This is a genomic window from Streptomyces filipinensis (assembly GCF_014649495.1).
Lineage (GTDB): Bacteria > Actinomycetota > Actinomycetes > Streptomycetales > Streptomycetaceae > Streptomyces > Streptomyces filipinensis.
Genome location: NZ_BMTD01000001.1, coordinates 994,878 through 1,011,272, shown reverse-complemented (window position 1 = coordinate 1,011,272; position 16,395 = coordinate 994,878). Strand labels below are relative to the sequence as shown.

Sequence of the window (16,395 nt, the reverse complement as noted above, 5' to 3'; positions counted from 1 at the left end):
GCGATGGTCGAGCCGAACAGGTACAGCCAGTAGGCGAACATGTTCAGCCGCGGGAACGCCACGTCGGGCGCGCCGATCTGCAGCGGCATGATCCAGTTCGTGAAACCGGCGAACAGCGGCGTCGCGAACATCAGCAGCATGATCGTGCCGTGCATCGTGAACGCCTGGTTGAACTGCTCGTTCGACATGATCTGCAGGCCCGGCCGGGCCAGCTCCGCACGCATCAGCAGCGCCATGACGCCGCCGATCAGGAAGAACGCGAACGACGTGACCAGATACAGCGTGCCGATCGTCTTGTGGTCGGTGGTCGTCAGCCACTTCACCACGACATTGCCGGGCTGCTTGCGCCTGACCGGCAGCTCGTCGGAGTACGAGCCTTCAGCTGCCGCGGCACCCTGGGGTTCGTTGAGGATGCTCACAGGTTGTTCGTCTCCCGGTTCTTCTCGTGGCTCGTCTGCGCGATGCCGGCGGGAACGTAACCGGTCTGCCCCTTCTTGGCGAGGTCCTGGAGGTGCTTCTGGTACGCCGCCGGGGAGACGACCTTCACGTTGAACAGCATGCGCGAGTGGTCGACGCCGCAGAGCTCGGCGCACTTGCCGAGGAAGGTGCCTTCGTGGTTCGGAGTCACCTGGAAGGCGTTGGTGTGGCCCGGGATGACGTCCTGCTTCATCAGGAACGGCACCACCCAGAAGGAGTGGATGACGTCACGAGAGGTCAGGACGAAGCGGACCGTCTTGCCCTTGGGGAGCCAGAGCGTCGGACCGGGGTTGCCCGTCTCCGGGTTCCGCGTGCCCGGGGTACCGACGTCGTAGACACCGCCGGCGTTCGCCGGGAAGTCCTTCTTGAACCGGTCCGGGATGGCGTCCAGGTTCTTGTCGGTCTTGGCGTCGCCGGGCACACCGGGGACGTTCTCGACGTAGTTGAAGCCCCAGCTCCACTGGAAGCCGACCACGTTGACCGTGACGTCGGGCTTCTTGGAGAGATCGAGGAGCTTCGACTCGTCCCGGGCCGTGAAGTAGAAGAGCACCGAGATGATGATGATCGGGACCACCGTGTACAGGGCCTCGATCGGCATGTTGTACCGGGTCTGCGGAGGTACCTCGACCTTGGTGCGGCTGCGCCGGTGGAACATGGCGCTCCACAGGATCAGGCCCCACACCAGCACGCCGACGGCGAGCGCGGCAGCCCAGGAGCCCTGCCACAGCGAGAGGATCCGCGGAGCCTCTTCCGTGGTCGGGGTGGGCATACCAAGGCGGGGGAAGTCCTTGTATGTGCAACCGGTTGCGGTCGCCAGGACCAGGCCCGCGGTCAATGCCTGCAGCAGCTTCCGCCGCATCGGGCGCCGCGGCGAGCGGTCGGAGCCGTTGGGACTCACGTAGCGCCTTCCCGAGAGTCTCGCCCGCGCGGTCGGCTGCGGCCTTCTCGCTGGTCGGTCGCCGCCCTGCGTCGGGCAGGGGTTTGGATGTTTATGCGGACCAAACCCTAGCCGACGCCCTCCGGGGGTTCGCGGGGAGGGGGGCCTACTAACTCGGGTGGTTCGCTGGATTGGCGGCTGCGGGCCTGTTGTGGCTGGTCGCGCCGTTCCTCGTGCCCCTTGGGGACGCTGCCCTGACCGGCGGTTTAGCGTTGCCGTATGGGCTACTTTGATGCTGCTTCCGCCGTTCCCCTCCATCCCGTCGCTCGTCAGGCGTTGTTGGCCTCTTTGGATGAAGGATGGGCCGATCCCGCTCGGCTCTACCGGGAGGGGCGGAAGGCGCGGATGCTGCTTGACGCGGCTCGGGAGGCCGCCGCCGAGGCGGTGGGGTGCCGGGCCGATGAGCTGGCCTTCACCTCTTCGGGGACGCGGGCCGTCCATGCGGGTGTCGCGGGGGCGTTGGCCGGCCGGCGCCGGGTCGGACGCCACCTGATCGTGTCAGCCGTCGAACACTCCTCCGTGCTCCATTCGGCGGAGGTGCTTGAGGCGGACGGTGGAACGGTGACCCAGGTGCCGGTGAACCGGGCCGGCCTGGTGGACCCGGCGGGCTACGCGGCCGCTCTTCGCCCGGACACCGCACTCGCCTGTCTGCAGTCGGCCAACCACGAGGTGGGGACCGTGCAGCCGGTGGGCGAGGTGGCCGAGCTGTGCCGGGCCGCGGGGGTGCCGCTGCTGGTGGACGCGGCGCAGTCGCTGGCGTGGGGGCCCGTCGAGGGCGACTGGTCGCTGCTGGCGGCCAGTGCGCACAAGTGGGGCGGGCCGTCCGGGGTGGGGCTGCTCGTCGTCCGCAAGGGGGTGCGGTTCGCCGCCCAAGGGCCGGTGGACGAGCGGGAGTCGGGGCGGGCACCCGGGTTCGAGGACATCCCGGCGATCGTGGCGGCCGCGGCGTCCCTGCGCGCGGTGCGGGCGCAGGCGGCCCAGGAGGCGGTACGGCTGCGGGAGCTGACGGAGCGGATCCGGGCCCGGGTGCCGCAGACCGTGGCGGACGTGGAGGTGGTCGGCGACCCCGAGCGGCGGCTGCCCGGGATCGTCACCTTCTCCTGTCTCTACGTCGACGGCGAGGCGTTGCTGCACGAACTGGACCGGGAGGGCTTCTCGGTGTCCTCCGGCTCGTCCTGCACCAGCAGCACGCTGACGCCCAGCCATGTGCTGAAGGCGATGGGGGTGCTCAGCGAGGGGAACGTGCGGGTGTCCCTGCCGGCGGGGGTGGCCGAGGAGGACGTGGAGCGGTTCCTGGCGGTGCTGCCGGGCGCGGTGTCCGGGGTCCGGGAGAAGCTGGGCGCGCCGACGGCGCCCGCCGTGCAGGCGGGCCCGCGGGAACTGCTCGTCGACTCCCTCGGCAAGCGCTGCCCGATCCCGGTCATCGAACTGGCCAAGGCGTTCGGCGGGGTGCCGGTCGGGGGGACCGTACGGGTCCTGTCCGACGACGAGGCGGCCCGCCTGGACATTCCGGCGTGGTGCGAGATGCGGGGGCAGGAGTACGTGGGAGAGGAGCCGGCGGACAACGGGACGGCATACGTCGTCCGCCGGACGAGGTGACCGGCCTCGGGGCCGCGAGGAGCGGCGGCCGGCGCCTCAGCGCAGGTGAGCCCGCACCTCCTGCGCCGCGTCGTCCCCGTACGCCTTCACGAACCGCTCCATGAAGTGACCCCGGCGCAGCTGGTACTCCTGCGTCCCCACGGTCTCGATGACCAGCGTGGCGAGCATGCAGCCGACCTGGGCGGCGCGCTCCAGCGAGACCCCCCAGGCCAGTCCCGACAGGAACCCGGCGCGGAAGGCGTCGCCGACACCCGTGGGGTCGGCCTTGCGCTCCTCCTCGGCGCAGCCGACCTCGATCGGGTCCTCGCCGACCCGCTCGATCCGCACGCCCCGCGAGCCGAGCGTGGTGATGCGGTGGCCGACCTTGGCCAGGATCTCGGCGTCGCTCCAGCCGGTCTTGGACTCGATGAGGCCCTTCTCGTACTCGTTGGAGAACAGGTACGTCGCACCGTCCAGCAGTATCCGGATCTCCTCGCCCTCCATCCGGGCGATCTGCTGGGAGAAGTCGGCGGCGAACGGGATCCCGCGCGAGCGGCACTCCTCGGTGTGGCGGAGCATCGCCTCGGGGTCGTCGGCGCCGATGAGGACCAGGTCGAGGCCGCCCACGCGGTCGGCGACGGTCTTGAGCTCGATGAGGCGGGCCTCGCTCATCGCGCCGGTGTAGAAGGAGCCGATCTGGTTGTGGTCGGCGTCGGTGGTGCACACGAAGCGGGCGGTGTGCAGGGTCTCGGAGATGCGGACCGAGTCGGTGTCCACACCGTGCCGGCCGAGCCAGGCCCGGTACTCGTCGAAGTCGAAGCCGGCGGCACCGACCAGGACCGGCGCGGTGCCGAGCTGGCCCATGCCGAAGGCGATGTTCGCGCCGACGCCGCCGCGACGCACCTCCAGGTTGTCGACCAGGAAGGAGAGCGAAACCGTGTGCAGCTGGTCCGCGACGAACTGGTCGGCGAACCGGCCGGGGAAGGTCATGAGGTGGTCGGTGGCGATGGAGCCGGTGACTGCGATGCGCACGACGGGGATTCTCCTGCGGGAGGCGGGGTTGACAGTTCACGCTACCCGTTCCACCGCCGGGGCTGTAGTTGGCGAAACTACCCGATAGTAGATGTTTCTTCGCGGGCCGGAACGGGCCTACCGTGCGGTCATGACGAACCTCAAGTTCCGTTCCGCCGCCCCGGCCGACCTGGAGGGCGACCTCGCCGCGCTGCGGGGTGACTGCGCCCTGATGGCTCGGCACTGGACCGTTCCCGAGCACGCCGAGTCCCGGCCGGTGCCGCCGTCCCTGATCCACGGGGTGACCGTCCCTGCCCGGTCCGCACGCCTGCTGGACGCGATGTCGGACTACGGCGACTGACGCGCCGGGCGCATTCCGCGGGGAACCGCACGCTCCCCTCGCGCGTCCCATCGCCGTCCCCCGGGTGGGGGATGCGGGATACGACCAGCGAGGAGCGATGCGGTGAACACCGAGCGACCCGAGAACCGCGAGCACCCTGAGGGCTCCGAGCAGGCCGGGAGCACCGGGAACGGTGGGAGCCACGAGGCCTCCGAGCAGGCCGGGAGCACCGCGAGCGGCGGGAGCCACGAGGCCTCCGAGCAGGCCGGGAGCACCGCGAGCGGCGGGAGCCACGAGGCCTCCGAGCAGGCCGGGGACGGTGGGAGCCGCGAGGGCTCCGAGGACTCCGGGAAGCCCGAGCCGACGCCCGCGACGCCGCGGGACGCGCACGGCGACGGTGCCGGCGGTTCCCGTGAAGCCGGCGCTCCCGAGGCCGACGGCACGGACGGCGGGCGTGCCGCGCCGCACCGGTCCCGGCTCGCCGTCGTCTCCGTCGCCGCCGCCGTGCTGCTGGTGGGCGGCGGTGGCGCCTATCTCGCGGCGAGCGGTGACCACGGGGGCCGTACGGCCGGTGACGGTGCCCCTCCCCCGCCGCTCGCCCTGGACGGCTTCAGGGGCACGGGCGGTATCGCCCCGGGCGAGCCCGACCCGTACGGGGCGAGGTACGTGGCCCGGGGCGAGCTGCCGGCCGGTCCCGGCTCCACGCCGGTGTACGCGCCGAAGGGCGAGGTCGGCAAGGACGCGGTGGCCCGGCTGGCCCGGGCGCTGGGCGTCGACGGCACTCCGGTGGCCCAGGGGCGGATCTGGCGGGTCGGCGGCCGTGACGGCTCCGGGCCGAGCCTCCAGGTGAACCGGGACGCGTCGGGCAGCTGGAGCTACAGCCGGTCCGCGCCGGGCACCGACGACTGCAAGAAGGGAGTCCTCTGCATGCACGACCCGATGGCTCCCCTCGGCACTCCGGTGAGCGTGGCGGCGGCCGAGAAGGTGGTGGCGCCGGTGCTGAAGGCGGCCGGTCTGGACGACGCGAAGATCGACGCGAGCCAGGTCATGGGCTCCCAGCGGGTGGTCAACGCCGACCCGGTGGTGGGCGGGCTGCCGACGTACGGCTGGACGACCGGTCTGACCGTGGACCGGCGGGGCGAGCTGGTCGGCGGGTACGGCCTGCTGGGGACCGCCGTCGAGGGCGACACGTACCCCGTGCTGAGCGCCGCGAAGACACTGAAGCTGATGAACGCGGCCCCGAAGGGCGACCACCGGATGGGGATCGGCGGCTGTGCCAGTCCGATGCCGCTGAAGGACCGGCTGGAACAGCCCTGCGGGACGTCCACGGGGGTGGCGCGGCAGGGGGCGGATCCGGGCACCGAGACGGTGACCGTGGACAAGGCGGTCTTCGGGCTGGCCTCGCACTCCGTCGCCGGGCGGCGGACGCTGGTGCCGTCCTGGCTGTTCGGGGTGCGGGAGCCGGCCGGTCAGGGCGCGTCCACCGTGGCGTATCCGGCGGTCGATCCCCGCTCTCTGGCCCCGGCGGCCACACCCTCCGCGCCGACGGCGTCCGCGGCGCCCACGACCCGGACCGTGCAGGTGACCGGCTACACGGCCGACGGCCGGGAGCTGACCGTGAGCTTCTTCGGCGGGGTGTGCGCCGACTACAAGGTGTCGGCGCGGGAGAGCGCCGAGCGGGTGACCGTGACCGTCACCGAGCGGCCCTGGCCGGACAAGGTCTGCGTGCTGATCGCCAAGGAGTATGTGAAGACCGTACGGCTGGCCGCGCCGCTGGACGGGCGGACGGTGGTCGGCGACGACGGCCGGCCCGTCCCGCAGGCCAAGCCCGGCGCGCTGCGCCCGGACGCGTCCGCACAGCCTCGCCGGTGACCCGCTGCACGACGAAGGCGGCGGCCCCCCGTGCAGGGGGGCCGCCGCCTTTTCCGGACCGTCAGGCCGTGACGGGCCGTCGGCTCAGCTGAAGGAGTCGCCGCAGGCGCAGGAGCCGGTCGCGTTCGGGTTGTCGATCGTGAAGCCCTGCTTCTCGATCGTGTCCACGAAGTCGACGGTGGCGCCGCCCAGGTACGGAGCGCTCATGCGGTCCGTGACGACCTTGACCCCGCCGAAGTCCTTCTCCACGTCGCCGTCGAGCGAGCGCTCGTCGAAGAAGAGCTGGTAGCGCAGGCCGGAGCAGCCGCCGGGCTGGACGGCGACACGCAGCGCGAGGTCGTCGCGGCCTTCCTGGTCGAGCAGGGCCTTGACCTTGGCCGCGGCGGCGTCGGTCAGGATGATGCCGTCGGTGACGGTGGTGGTCTCGTCCGATACGGACATCTACATCTCTCCCGGGTTGTACGGAGACTGCTTGCCGACGAGTGCAACCGGCGCTTCCGCGGATTCATTCCGGGCCGGGCAGTCACGTTGTCGCCTTTTTGCTTCCGTCTTCATGCTCGCACATGGCCGTCGGCTCCGGCAGCGGCCTGTGGAGGGACCCGGCGCGACCCGGACCGGAGGGCACCGGACCGGAGCGGGATTCACGTCACATGGACGCTATGGGCATCGTCAAAGTGACGTGAACCGGATATGATAGATAGCGTCAGTTAGACGAAAAGTAGAAAGGGTGCGTGTCGTGACCACCGCCCAGACCCCGGAACTCGACGTGCAGCCGACTCCGCTCGCCCTGCTGCTGCTCGGCCGTGAGGCCGACCCGAAGAGCGAGCGGGGCGTCGAGTGCCCCGGAGACCTGCCGTCGCCGTCCGACCCCGACCTGGTCGAGCGCGCCCGCGCGGCCAAGGAGAAGCTCGGCGACAAGGTCTTCGTGCTCGGCCACCACTACCAGCGCGACGAGGTCATCCAGTTCGCCGACGTCACGGGTGACTCCTTCAAGCTGGCCCGGGACGCGGCCGCGCGCCCGGAGGCCGAGTACATCGTCTTCTGCGGTGTGCACTTCATGGCCGAGTCCGCGGACATCCTCACCTCCGCCGACCAGAAGGTCGTTCTGCCCGACCTCGCCGCCGGCTGCTCGATGGCCGACATGGCGACGGCCGAGCAGGTCGCGGAGTGCTGGGACGTCCTGACCGAGGCGGGCGTCGCCGAGCAGGTCGTGCCGGTCTCCTACATGAACTCCTCCGCCGACATCAAGGCGTTCACCGGCAAGCACGGCGGCACGATCTGCACCTCGTCGAACGCCAAGCGCGCCCTCGACTGGGCCTTCGAGCAGGGGGAGCCCTCGACGACAAAGGTGCTGTTCCTGCCCGACCAGCACCTCGGCCGCAACACCGCCGTCCGGGACATGGGGATGTCCCTGGACGACTGCGTGGTCTACAACCCGCACAAGCCGAACGGCGGCCTCACGGCGGAGCAGCTGCGGGCGGCCAGGATGATCCTGTGGCGCGGCCACTGCTCGGTCCACGGCCGCTTCAGCCTCGACTCGGTGAACGACGTGCGCGCCCGCATCCCCGGTGTGAACGTCCTGGTCCACCCCGAGTGCAAGCACGAGGTGGTCGCCGCCGCGGACTACGTCGGCTCGACCGAGTACATCATCAAGGCCCTGGAGGCCGCTCCCGCCGGCTCCAAGTGGGCCATCGGCACCGAGCTGAACCTGGTCCGCCGCCTGGCGAACCGTTTCGCTCCCGAGGGCAAGGAGATCGTCTTCCTCGACAAGACGGTCTGCTTCTGCTCGACCATGAACCGCATCGACCTCCCCCACCTCGTGTGGGCCCTGGAGTCGCTGGCCGAGGGCAACCTGGTCAACCGGATCGAGGTCGACCAGGAGACCGAGGCGTTCGCGAAGCTGGCACTGGAGCGGATGCTGGCGCTTCCCTAGCACGGGCCTGCCCGGCACGGGCCTGCCCGGCACGGGCCTGCCCGGCACGCACGAAAGGGCCGGGTCTCGCACGAGACCCGGCCCTTTCGCATGCCGTCAGACTCCGGCCGGCTCCCGTACCCGCTCGGTGGTCTTCGCCTCCCGCTTGGCCGCCCGCTTCTTCGCGCGGCGCTCCTTGCGGAGCTCCAGCATCGCGTAGAGCGTCGGCACCAGCAGCAGCGTGAGCAGCGTCGACGTGATCAGGCCGCCGATGACGACGACCGCGAGCGGCTGGGCGATGAAGCCGCCCTCGCCGGTGACGCCCAGGGCCATCGGGAGGAGGGCGAAGATCGTCGCCAGGGCCGTCATCAGGATCGGGCGCAGCCGGTGCCGGCCACCCTCGATCACCGCCTCCACGACGCCGTACCCCTGCCTGCGGTACTGGTTGATCAGGTCGATCAGCACGATCGCGTTGGTCACCACGATGCCGATCAGCATCAGCATGCCGATCATCGCCGGGACGCCCATCGGGGTGCCGGTGGCGACCAGCAGGCCGATCGCGCCCGTCGCCGCGAAGGGGATGGACACCAGCAGGATCAGCGGCTGGGCGAGGGACCGGAAGGTCGCCACCAGCAGCATGAAGACGATCGCGATCGCCGCCAGCATGGCCAGGCCCAGGTTCTTGAACGCGTCGTTCTGGTCCGACGTCACGCCGCCGATCTCGGCCTTCGCGCCCGCCGGCAGCTTCAGGTCCTTGATCTTGGCCTGCAGCTTGGTGCTGATCGCGCCGGTGTTGTCACCGTCCGGCTTGGCGGTGATGGTCGCGGCGCGCTGACCGTCGATCCGGGTCAGCGACACCGGGCCGTCCACCAGCTTCACCGTGGCGATGTCGCCCAGCTTCACCGGACCGAGGCGCAGCGCCTTCAGCTGGGCCAGCGTCGTCGCGGGCTTCGCCGACCGCACGACGACGTCCCGCTCGGTGTCGTCGAGGATCGCCTTCGCCGCCGTCGTACCGCGCACCGCCTGCGCGACCGCCGCACCGAGCTTCTGGTCGTCGAACCCGGCCGCCGCCGCCTTCGCGCCGGCCTTCACCGAGATCCGCGGCACGCTCGTGGCGAGGTCGCTGGTGACGTCCGTGACGTCGTCGAGGCCGGCGACCGTGGAGCGGACCTGCTCCGCGGCCGTGCTCAGCGCCTTCGGGTCGGACGCCTTGACCACCACGCTCAGGTTCTGGTTGCCGAAGCCGTCACCGGCCGACACCGTGGTCGTACCGATGCCCTTGAGCTTCTTCAGGCCCTCCTCCAGGTGCTTCTGCACCCTGTCGTACGCCTTCGCGTCCTTCAGCATCACCTGGTACGACGCCTGGTTGGTGTCCGTGCCGCCGCCGAAGGCCGCCATGAAGCCGGAGGAGCCGACGGTGACCTGGTAGTCCTTGACGCCGTCCGTGGAGGCGAGCAGCTTCTCCACCCGCTTGGCCTGCGCGTCCGTGGCGGCCAGGCTCGTGCCCGGCTTCAGCTCCTGCTTGACCGTGAGGACCTCCTGCTCGCCCTGGTCGAAGAAGTTGGTCTTGAGCAGGCCGCCCATGCCGAACGTGACGACGAGGACGACGATCGCGATCAGCACGCTGGTGAGGCGGCGGCGCGTGGCGAAGCGCAGGACCGGGACGTAGGCGCGCTGGAGTCGGCTGTTCGCCTCCTTCTCCTCGGCCCGGCGGCGGGCCTCCTCGGCGTCCTCGGGGGTGCCCTTCGGGGCGCGCAGGAACCAGTACGACAGGACCGGCACCACCGTCAGCGACACCAGCAGGGAGGCCAGCAGGGCCGCCGTCACCGTGATGCTGAACGAGCCGAACAGGGCGCCGACCATGCCGCCGACCAGGCCGATCGGCAGGAACACGGCGACCGTGGTGAGGGTGGAGGAGGTGACCGCGCCGGCCACCTCGCGCACCGCGTTCAGGATCGCGTCGGTGCGCTCCTCGCCGTAGCCGAGGTGGCGCTTGATGTTCTCCAGGACCACGATCGAGTCGTCCACGACCCGGCCGATGGCGATGGTCAGCGCGCCGAGCGTGAGCATGTTCAGGGACAGGTCGCGCGTCCACAGCACGATCAGGGCCAGCACGACCGACAGCGGGATGGACACGGCCGTGACCAGCGTCGAGCGGATCGACGCCAGGAAGACCAGGATGATGAGGACCGCGAAGAGCAGGCCGAGCGCGCCCTCCGTGGTCAGGCCCTTGATGGACTTCGAGACGGCCGGGCCCTGGTCGCTGACGACCGTGAGCTTCGCGCCGGAGCCGAGCTGCTCGCGCAGGCCGGGCAGCTTGTCCTTGACCGCGTCGGAGATGCTGACCGCGCTGCCGTCGTGGTCCATGGTCACGTTGACGGCGAGGCTGGGCCTGCCGTCGGTGCGGGTGATCGAGTCGGCCGGGGCCGGCTGCTCCTTGACGGTGGCCACGTCACCGAGGCGAACCGGCTTGCCGCCGCCCTCGCCGGTGACCCTCAGGTCCTGGATCTGCTTCAGCGAGGTGAAGCCGCCACCGACCTGGACGGTGCGGTTGGCGCCGTTCTCGTCGAAGGAGCCGGCCGGGACGGTCGCGCCGCCCGCCTGAAGGGCCTGGCCGAGCGCGGCGGGGGTGAGGCCGGCCCGCGCGAGCTTCGCGTCGTCGGGGCTGACCGTGACCTGGAGGTCACGGACGCCCATGACCTGGACGCGGCCGACGCCGTCGATGTCCTTCAGGGTGGGGACGACGGTCGTGTCGAGCCGGTCCGCGAGGGCCTGCTGGTCCTCGTCGGAGGTGGCGGCGAGGACCACGGTCGGCATGTCGTCGGTGGAACCGGATATGACCTGCGGGTCGACGTCGTCCGGGAGCTGGTTGCGGGCCCGGTTCACGGCCTGCTGGACGTCGGAGACGATCCGCTTGGTGTCGTCGTCGTAGTCGAAGGACGCCATGATCACGGCGTTGCCCTCGCTGGCGGTGGAGGTGACGGTGCTGACGCCGTCGACGCCCTGGAGGTTGTTCTCGATCGGCTCGACGATCTGCTTCTCGACCACGTCGGGCGAGGCGCCCTGGTACGGCGCGATCACCGACACCATGGGCAGGTTGATGGTGGGCAGCAGCTGCTGCTTGATCTGGGGTATCGCGATCAGCCCGAAGACGAGCGCGACAAGCGACATCAGGCCGATCAGGGCCCGTTGCCGGAGGCTGAATCTCGACAGCCAGGACATGGATCAGGGTCTCTCTTCTGTGAGCGGCAGAAGCGGCGAAGGGACGCAGGTGAGCGCCCACCCCAACACCCTGAGCCATCGCTGGGGGCCGATGCGTAGGCCCAGGGTCCATTTCCTTATCCAGGCCCTACTCCGCCCGCAGTACGCCCGGGTGGAGATCACTCCATCCTTGGACGTACCAGCCCCGACTCGTACGCGATCACCACGAGCTGGGCCCGGTCGCGCGCGCCCAGTTTGGCCATGGCCCGGTTGACGTGCGTCTTCACCGTCAGCGGGCTGACCTCCAGGCGCTCGGCGATCTCGTCGTTGGAGTGGCCGCCGGCGACCTGGACGAGCACCTGCCGCTCCCGGCCGGTGAGCGCGCCGAGCCGCTCGGAGCGGGCGGGGTCACGGTCGTCGTCGACGTCGCCCTGGGCGAGGAAGCGGGCGATCAGCCCCTTGGTGGCGGCCGGGGACAGCAGGGCCTCACCGCCCGCCGCGAGCCGGATGGCGTTCAGCAGTTCCTCCGGCTCGCTGCCCTTGCCCAGGAAGCCGGAGGCGCCGGCGCGCAGGGCCTGAACGACGTAGTCGTCCACCTCGAAGGTGGTCAGGATGACCACGCGCACCTGTGCCAGGGAGGGATCGGCGCTGATCATCCGGGTCGCGGCGAGCCCGTCGGTGCCGGGCATCCGGATGTCCATGAGGACGACGTCGGCGCCCTGCTCCTTCGCCAGCCGGACGGCCTCGGCCCCGTCGGAGGCCTCCCCCACGACCTCCATGTCCGGCTCGGAGTCGACCAGCACCCGGAACGCGCTGCGCAGCAGCGCCTGGTCGTCGGCGAGCAGGACACGGATCGTCATACGGACTCCCCCGGGGCCGTGGTGCGGGTCTTCAGGGGCAGGATCGCATGGACGCGGAAGCCGCCGCCGTAGCGGGGCCCGGTGGTGAGGGTGCCGCCGACGGCGGCGACCCGCTCGCGCATCCCGAGCAGTCCGTGGCCGCCGCCGGCCCCGGGCACACCGGCCGCGCCGGCACCGTCGTCCAGGACCGTCACCTCGACGTCCGTCCCCACCCGTACGACGCTGACCTCGGCCTGGGCCTCGCCTCCAGCGTGTTTCTGCACGTTGGTCAGGGCCTCCTGGACGATCCGGTAGGCGGCCAGGTCGATGGCGGCGGGCAGGTCGGTGCCCTGGTCGGCGCGGACCACCCGCACCGGCAGGCCCGCGTTGCGGAAGGTGGCGGCCAGCTCCTCCAGGCGGCTGAGACCGGGTGCGGGCTCGGTCGGGGCCTCCGGGTCACCGGACTGCCGCAGCAGCCCGACGGTGGCACGCAGCTCGTCGAGCGCGGAACGGCTGGCCTCGCGGACGTGGGCCAGCGCCTCCTTGGCCTGGTCGGGCCGCTTGTCCATGACATGCGCGGCCACCCCCGCCTGCACGTTCACGAGGGCGATGTGGTGGGCGACGACGTCGTGCAGATCGCGGGCGATGCGCAGCCGCTCCTCGGCGACGCGGCGGCGCGCCTCCTCCTCGCGGGTGCGTTCGGCGCGTTCGGCGCGCTCCCGGATGGCCTGGACGACCGCGCGCCGGCTGCGTACGGCGTCCCCGGCGGTGGCGCCGATACCGGTCCAGGCGAGGACACCGAGGTTCTCCTGCGCGTACCAGGGCAGGGGGCCGCCGAGCATGGCGGCGGCCGTCAGCACGGTCATGGTGAGCAGACCGACGCGCCAGGTGGTGGTGCGGTCGGTGGCCGCGGCGACGGTGTACAGGGCGACGACGGCGGACATCGCGACCGGGGCGCGGGGGTCGCCGGTGACGGACTCGGTCACGGAGAGGGCGCCGGTGACGGCGAGGACCGTCATGGGGGCGCGGCGGCGGAAGACGAGGGTGGCCGCGGCGAGCAGCATGAGCAGGAGGCTGAGCGGGTCGGGCGTACGGACGCCCCAGGTGACGCCGTGCGCGCCACGCGGTACGACGAACGACCCGGCGACCATGCAGGCCAGGACCCCGGCGGCGATGGCCGCGTCCAGGGCCAGCGGGTGGGCCTTGAGACTGCAGCGGGCGCGGTCGAGAGGGCGGACGGTACTCACGGGTGAACAGTACGGGTGCCGTGCGGTGCCCCGTACGGGTGAGCGGGCCGGACGACCCGAAGGGGCCTGCGCGACCGGCCACGACGGACCCGTGGCCGCCGGGGTGCGCATCGCCCCGAGGTGTTGGGCACCCGGTCGCCCGACGGACCGTCAACTGTCAAGCCACGTTGGCCGAACGTCCGCACCCTTCTCGCCAGCATCCCGCCGACGAAAGGCACCCCGTGCGCCCTCAGCTCCGTGTGGTCTGGTCCGCCGCAGCCCTGTCTCTGGTCGCGGCCACCGGCCTCACCACCGCCGCCCACGCGGTGACGTACGGCACCCCGACGATCAGACTGTCGGCGTCCTACCTCTCGGGCGCCGTCGGCAGCACGGGCGACCCCGTCGCCACCGTCACCGTCGCGCAGAGCGGCGCCGACGCCTCCGCGCTCACCGTGAGCGCCACCAGGACGAGCAGAAGCAGCGTGGCCGGCGCCGGCGACGTCCAGGTCACCGGCACCGCGGGCACCCGTACCGTCGCGGTGACCGCGCGCGCCCAGGGCTACACCGACCTCACGCTGAAGGTGACGGGCCTCGGCGGCAAGACGGCCACGGCCACCCTGCACTACGCGGCCTCCCCGGCCGTCCAGCACTCCGCCGACGCCCGCTATCTGACCGGCGCCTCGGACGCCTCCGCCGCGGTGGACGTCGGCGACGGGTACGTCGTCGTCGGCGACGACGAGGACAACACCCTGCGTCTGTACGACGGGGCGGCCTCGGGCGCGCCGGTGCGGACCTGGGACCTGGACGGCGCGCTGGGCGCCGACAAGGAGGTCGACATCGAGGGCGCCGCGCGGGTCGGGAACACCATCTACTGGACGGGATCGCTCGGCAACAACAAGGACGGCGTGTACAAGCCCGACCGGAACACCGTGTTCACCACGACCGTCTCCGGGTCGGGCGCCGCCACCCGGCTCACCTTCGGCACGGCGGGGCACCGCCTGCGGGACGACCTGGTCGCCTGGGACGAGGCGAACGGCGACCGGTACGGCTTCGCGGCCGGCACGGCCGACGGGCAGACCCCCAAGCAGATCGACGGCTTCAACGTCGAGGGACTGGAGTTCGCCCCCGGCTCCGGCACCACGGCCTACGTCGGCTTCCGGGCCCCGCTGGTGCCGCCGCAGAACGGCGGGAAGGCACTGGTCGTGCCGGTGACGGACATGGACCAGGTGGCGCGCGGCGGCGCGGCGAGCTTCGGGACACCGATCGAGCTGGACCTGGGCGGACTGTCCATCCGGGATCTGCGCCGGAACGACGCCGGCCAGTACCTGATACTCGCCGGGTCCTGGGCCGCCGACGACAACAGCGACCCGTACGCCCTGTACTCCTGGGACGGCGTCGCCGGGCACCGGCCGGTGAAGGTACTGGACCTGCCGACGGCGGACGCGGGCGGCTGGGAGTCCGTCGTCTCCGTGCCCGACCTGAGCGCCCCCGGCGCCCGGGTGCAGCTGATCACTGACGACGGCGCCGCCGACCTCTACGGCGACGGCACCGAGGCGAAGGACCTCACCCACCCGGAGTGGCAGAAGTCCCGCACCACCTGGTTCACCCTGAACTGACCCGGGTCCCGCCCCGGGCGTGCGCCCCGGGCCGGCCCCAGCGGGGTCAGCCCGGGATCAGCCCGTCGTCGCTGAGCATCTGCCGGACCTCCTCCAGCGACGCGTCCGGCGCCGGCAGGATCAGCTCGGAGGGTTCCAGCGCGTCGTCGGGCAGCGGCCGGCCCAGCTCACGGACCTTGGCCAGGAGGGCGTGGAGGGTGCTGCGGAAGCCGGCGCTGTCGCCGCTCTCCATCTCCTCCAGCAGCTCGTCGTCCAGCTTGTTCAGCTCGACGAAGTGGGAGTCGTCCAGCTGCACCTGGCCCTCCCCCATGATCCGTACGATCACGTCGGCCTCCTCGGCTCGCGTCCCGGCGCCGGGCTACTGCTTGTCGAAGCGCGGGGTGTCCTGCGGCTGCTGCTGGGTCTGCCCCTGGCCGGTGCCGCCCTCGATCGCCTGCTGCGGCGAGCCTCCGGCCAGCTCGGCCTTCATGCGCTGCAGTTCCAGCTCTACATCACTACCACCGGAGAGCCGGTCCAGCTCGGCCGCGATGTCGTCCTTGGCCATGCCGCTCGGGTCGTCCAGGGCACCGGAGGCGAGCAGCTCGTCGATGGCGCCGGCGCGGGCCTGCAGCTGCTGCGTCTTGTCCTCGGCGCGCTGGATGGCGAGGCCGACGTCGCCCATCTCCTCGGAGATGCCGGAGAAGGCCTCGCCGATGCGGGTCTGGGCCTGGGCGGCGGTGTAGGTGGCCTTGATGGTCTCCTTCTTCGTACGGAAGGCGTCGACCTTGGCCTGCAGGCGCTGGGCCGCGAGGGTGAGCTTCTCCTCCTCGCCCTGCAGGGTCGCGTGCTGCGTTTCGAGGTCGGTGACCTGCTGCTGGAGGGCGGCGCGCCGGGACAGCGCCTCACGGGCCAGGTCCTCGCGACCGAGGGCGAGCGCCTTGCGGCCCTGGTCCTCCAGCTTGGCGGACTGCTGCTGCAGCTGGTTGAGCTGGAGTTCCAGCCGCTTGCGGCTGGTGGCCACGTCGGCGACGCCGCGGCGCACCTTCTGCAGCAGCTCCAGTTGCTTCTGGTACGAGTAATCGAGGGTCTCGCGCGGGTCCTCGGCCCGGTCAAGGGCCTTGTTCGCCTTCGCGCGGAAGATCATCCCCATACGCTTCATGACACCGCTCATGGGCTTCGCGCGCCCCCTTCTGACGGACTCCAGCTCACAGATCCTGCGACAGGACCCACAGTACGGGCCCTGACTCCATTACCGCACTGTCCGGGGAGTGATGCGCTCATCCCCAAGGACGACTGCGGACGGTACCGCTCCGGCGTGAGGAGTAGGTGACCCCCCTGGCCGAACGCCCCCTCTGTCCCCCTACAGACGTCCGGTGTTGCCGGATCGTTCCCCGCCGGACTGGGGTC

14 protein-coding genes are annotated in these 16,395 nt (G+C 71.4%); 5 read left to right on the top strand and 9 right to left on the bottom strand.

The window, feature by feature from the left end; translation table 11 throughout:
• Together IE244_RS41740 and ctaC are read right to left on the bottom strand one after the other, a co-directional pair.
• Window positions 1-419, bottom strand: a 419-nt coding sequence (locus IE244_RS41740; RefSeq protein ID WP_229853962.1) for a cbb3-type cytochrome c oxidase subunit I, incomplete at its 3' end; no start/stop codon positions are given.
• Window positions 416-1,375 (bottom strand): aa3-type cytochrome oxidase subunit II, encoded by a 960-nt coding sequence (gene ctaC, locus IE244_RS04550; protein WP_191871275.1) that lies wholly within the window; start codon window positions 1,373-1,375, stop codon window positions 416-418. The genes IE244_RS41740 and ctaC, both read right to left, overlap by 4 nt.
• 258 nt (window positions 1,376-1,633) lie before the next feature.
• On the opposite strand from ctaC, the gene IE244_RS04545 reads away from it, so the two are divergent.
• On the top strand, window positions 1,634-3,013 hold the full coding sequence (locus tag IE244_RS04545) for a cysteine desulfurase/sulfurtransferase TusA family protein (RefSeq protein ID WP_191871274.1): 1,380 nt from the start codon (window positions 1,634-1,636) through the stop codon (window positions 3,011-3,013).
• 36 nt (window positions 3,014-3,049) lie between these two features.
• Here the strand turns inward: IE244_RS04545 and IE244_RS04540 are convergent, their stop codons facing one another.
• A complete protein-coding gene (locus IE244_RS04540) occupies window positions 3,050-4,024 on the bottom strand; it encodes a carbohydrate kinase family protein (RefSeq protein WP_191871273.1) in 975 nt (324 codons plus the stop codon).
• Window positions 4,025-4,154: 130 nt separating this feature from the next.
• Here IE244_RS04540 and IE244_RS04535 point away from each other — a divergent pair, with 130 nt between their 5' ends.
• Window positions 4,155-4,364, top strand: a complete 210-nt coding sequence (locus IE244_RS04535; RefSeq protein WP_191871272.1) for a hypothetical protein — start codon at window positions 4,155-4,157, stop codon at window positions 4,362-4,364.
• Between the two features lie 102 nt (window positions 4,365-4,466).
• Complete coding sequence (locus tag IE244_RS04530) at window positions 4,467-6,215, top strand: ICP22 family protein (protein WP_229853944.1); 1,749 nt, start codon at window positions 4,467-4,469, stop codon at window positions 6,213-6,215.
• A gap of 84 nt (window positions 6,216-6,299) precedes the next feature.
• On the opposite strand, the gene IE244_RS04525 is transcribed toward IE244_RS04530, so the two are convergent.
• Window positions 6,300-6,656 carry an iron-sulfur cluster assembly accessory protein gene (locus tag IE244_RS04525; RefSeq protein ID WP_023551351.1) on the bottom strand — a complete coding sequence of 119 codons (357 nt, stop codon included), beginning with the start codon at window positions 6,654-6,656 and terminating at the stop codon, window positions 6,300-6,302.
• Window positions 6,657-6,951: 295 nt separating this feature from the next.
• Here IE244_RS04525 and nadA point away from each other — a divergent pair, with 295 nt between their 5' ends.
• Window positions 6,952-8,148, top strand: coding sequence for a quinolinate synthase NadA (gene nadA, locus IE244_RS04520; protein WP_191871271.1), 1,197 nt, complete (start codon window positions 6,952-6,954; stop codon window positions 8,146-8,148).
• Between the two features lie 96 nt (window positions 8,149-8,244).
• Here the strand turns inward: nadA and IE244_RS04515 are convergent, their stop codons facing one another.
• The 3 genes from IE244_RS04515 to IE244_RS04505 form a co-directional block, all read right to left on the bottom strand.
• Window positions 8,245-11,349 (bottom strand): efflux RND transporter permease subunit, encoded by a 3,105-nt coding sequence (locus IE244_RS04515; RefSeq protein WP_191871270.1) that lies wholly within the window; start codon window positions 11,347-11,349, stop codon window positions 8,245-8,247.
• A 158-nt stretch (window positions 11,350-11,507) separates the two neighbouring features.
• Window positions 11,508-12,188: a response regulator gene (locus tag IE244_RS04510; RefSeq protein ID WP_191871269.1), complete on the bottom strand. Its 681-nt coding sequence runs from the start codon at window positions 12,186-12,188 to the stop codon at window positions 11,508-11,510.
• Window positions 12,185-13,414, bottom strand: a complete 1,230-nt coding sequence (locus tag IE244_RS04505) for a sensor histidine kinase (RefSeq protein WP_229853943.1) — start codon at window positions 13,412-13,414, stop codon at window positions 12,185-12,187. Before IE244_RS04505 ends, IE244_RS04510 begins: the two co-directional genes overlap by 4 nt.
• Window positions 13,415-13,674: 260 nt before the next feature.
• Between IE244_RS04505 and IE244_RS04500 the strand changes: the two genes are divergently transcribed.
• Window positions 13,675-15,009 carry a hypothetical protein gene (locus tag IE244_RS04500; RefSeq protein WP_373305706.1) on the top strand — a complete coding sequence of 445 codons (1,335 nt, stop codon included), beginning with the start codon at window positions 13,675-13,677 and terminating at the stop codon, window positions 15,007-15,009.
• Window positions 15,010-15,055: 46 nt separating this feature from the next.
• Here the strand turns inward: IE244_RS04500 and pspAA are convergent, their stop codons facing one another.
• The gene (gene pspAA, locus IE244_RS04495; protein ID WP_031173067.1) at window positions 15,056-15,334 is read right to left on the bottom strand and encodes a PspA-associated protein PspAA; all 279 of its coding nucleotides are present in this window, start codon (window positions 15,332-15,334) and stop codon (window positions 15,056-15,058) included.
• A gap of 33 nt (window positions 15,335-15,367) precedes the next feature.
• Window positions 15,368-16,159 carry a PspA/IM30 family protein gene (locus tag IE244_RS04490; protein WP_078964031.1) on the bottom strand — a complete coding sequence of 264 codons (792 nt, stop codon included), beginning with the start codon at window positions 16,157-16,159 and terminating at the stop codon, window positions 15,368-15,370.
• Between the last annotated feature and the right edge of the window lie 236 nt (window positions 16,160-16,395).

What these genes read in the sequence shown, in the direction of transcription:
- IE244_RS04515 (WP_191871270.1), bottom strand. Translation starts at nt 11,349, where the DNA reads ATGTCCTGGCTGTCGAGATTCAGCCTCCGGCAACGGGCCCTGATCGGC.
- IE244_RS04545 (WP_191871274.1), top strand. Translation starts at nt 1,634, where the DNA reads ATGGGCTACTTTGATGCTGCTTCCGCCGTTCCCCTCCATCCCGTCGCT.
- IE244_RS04510 (WP_191871269.1), bottom strand. Translation starts at nt 12,188, where the DNA reads ATGACGATCCGTGTCCTGCTCGCCGACGACCAGGCGCTGCTGCGCAGC.
- IE244_RS04525 (WP_023551351.1), bottom strand. Translation starts at nt 6,656, where the DNA reads ATGTCCGTATCGGACGAGACCACCACCGTCACCGACGGCATCATCCTG.
- IE244_RS04535 (WP_191871272.1), top strand. Translation starts at nt 4,155, where the DNA reads ATGACGAACCTCAAGTTCCGTTCCGCCGCCCCGGCCGACCTGGAGGGC.
- IE244_RS04490 (WP_078964031.1), bottom strand. Translation starts at nt 16,159, where the DNA reads ATGAGCGGTGTCATGAAGCGTATGGGGATGATCTTCCGCGCGAAGGCG.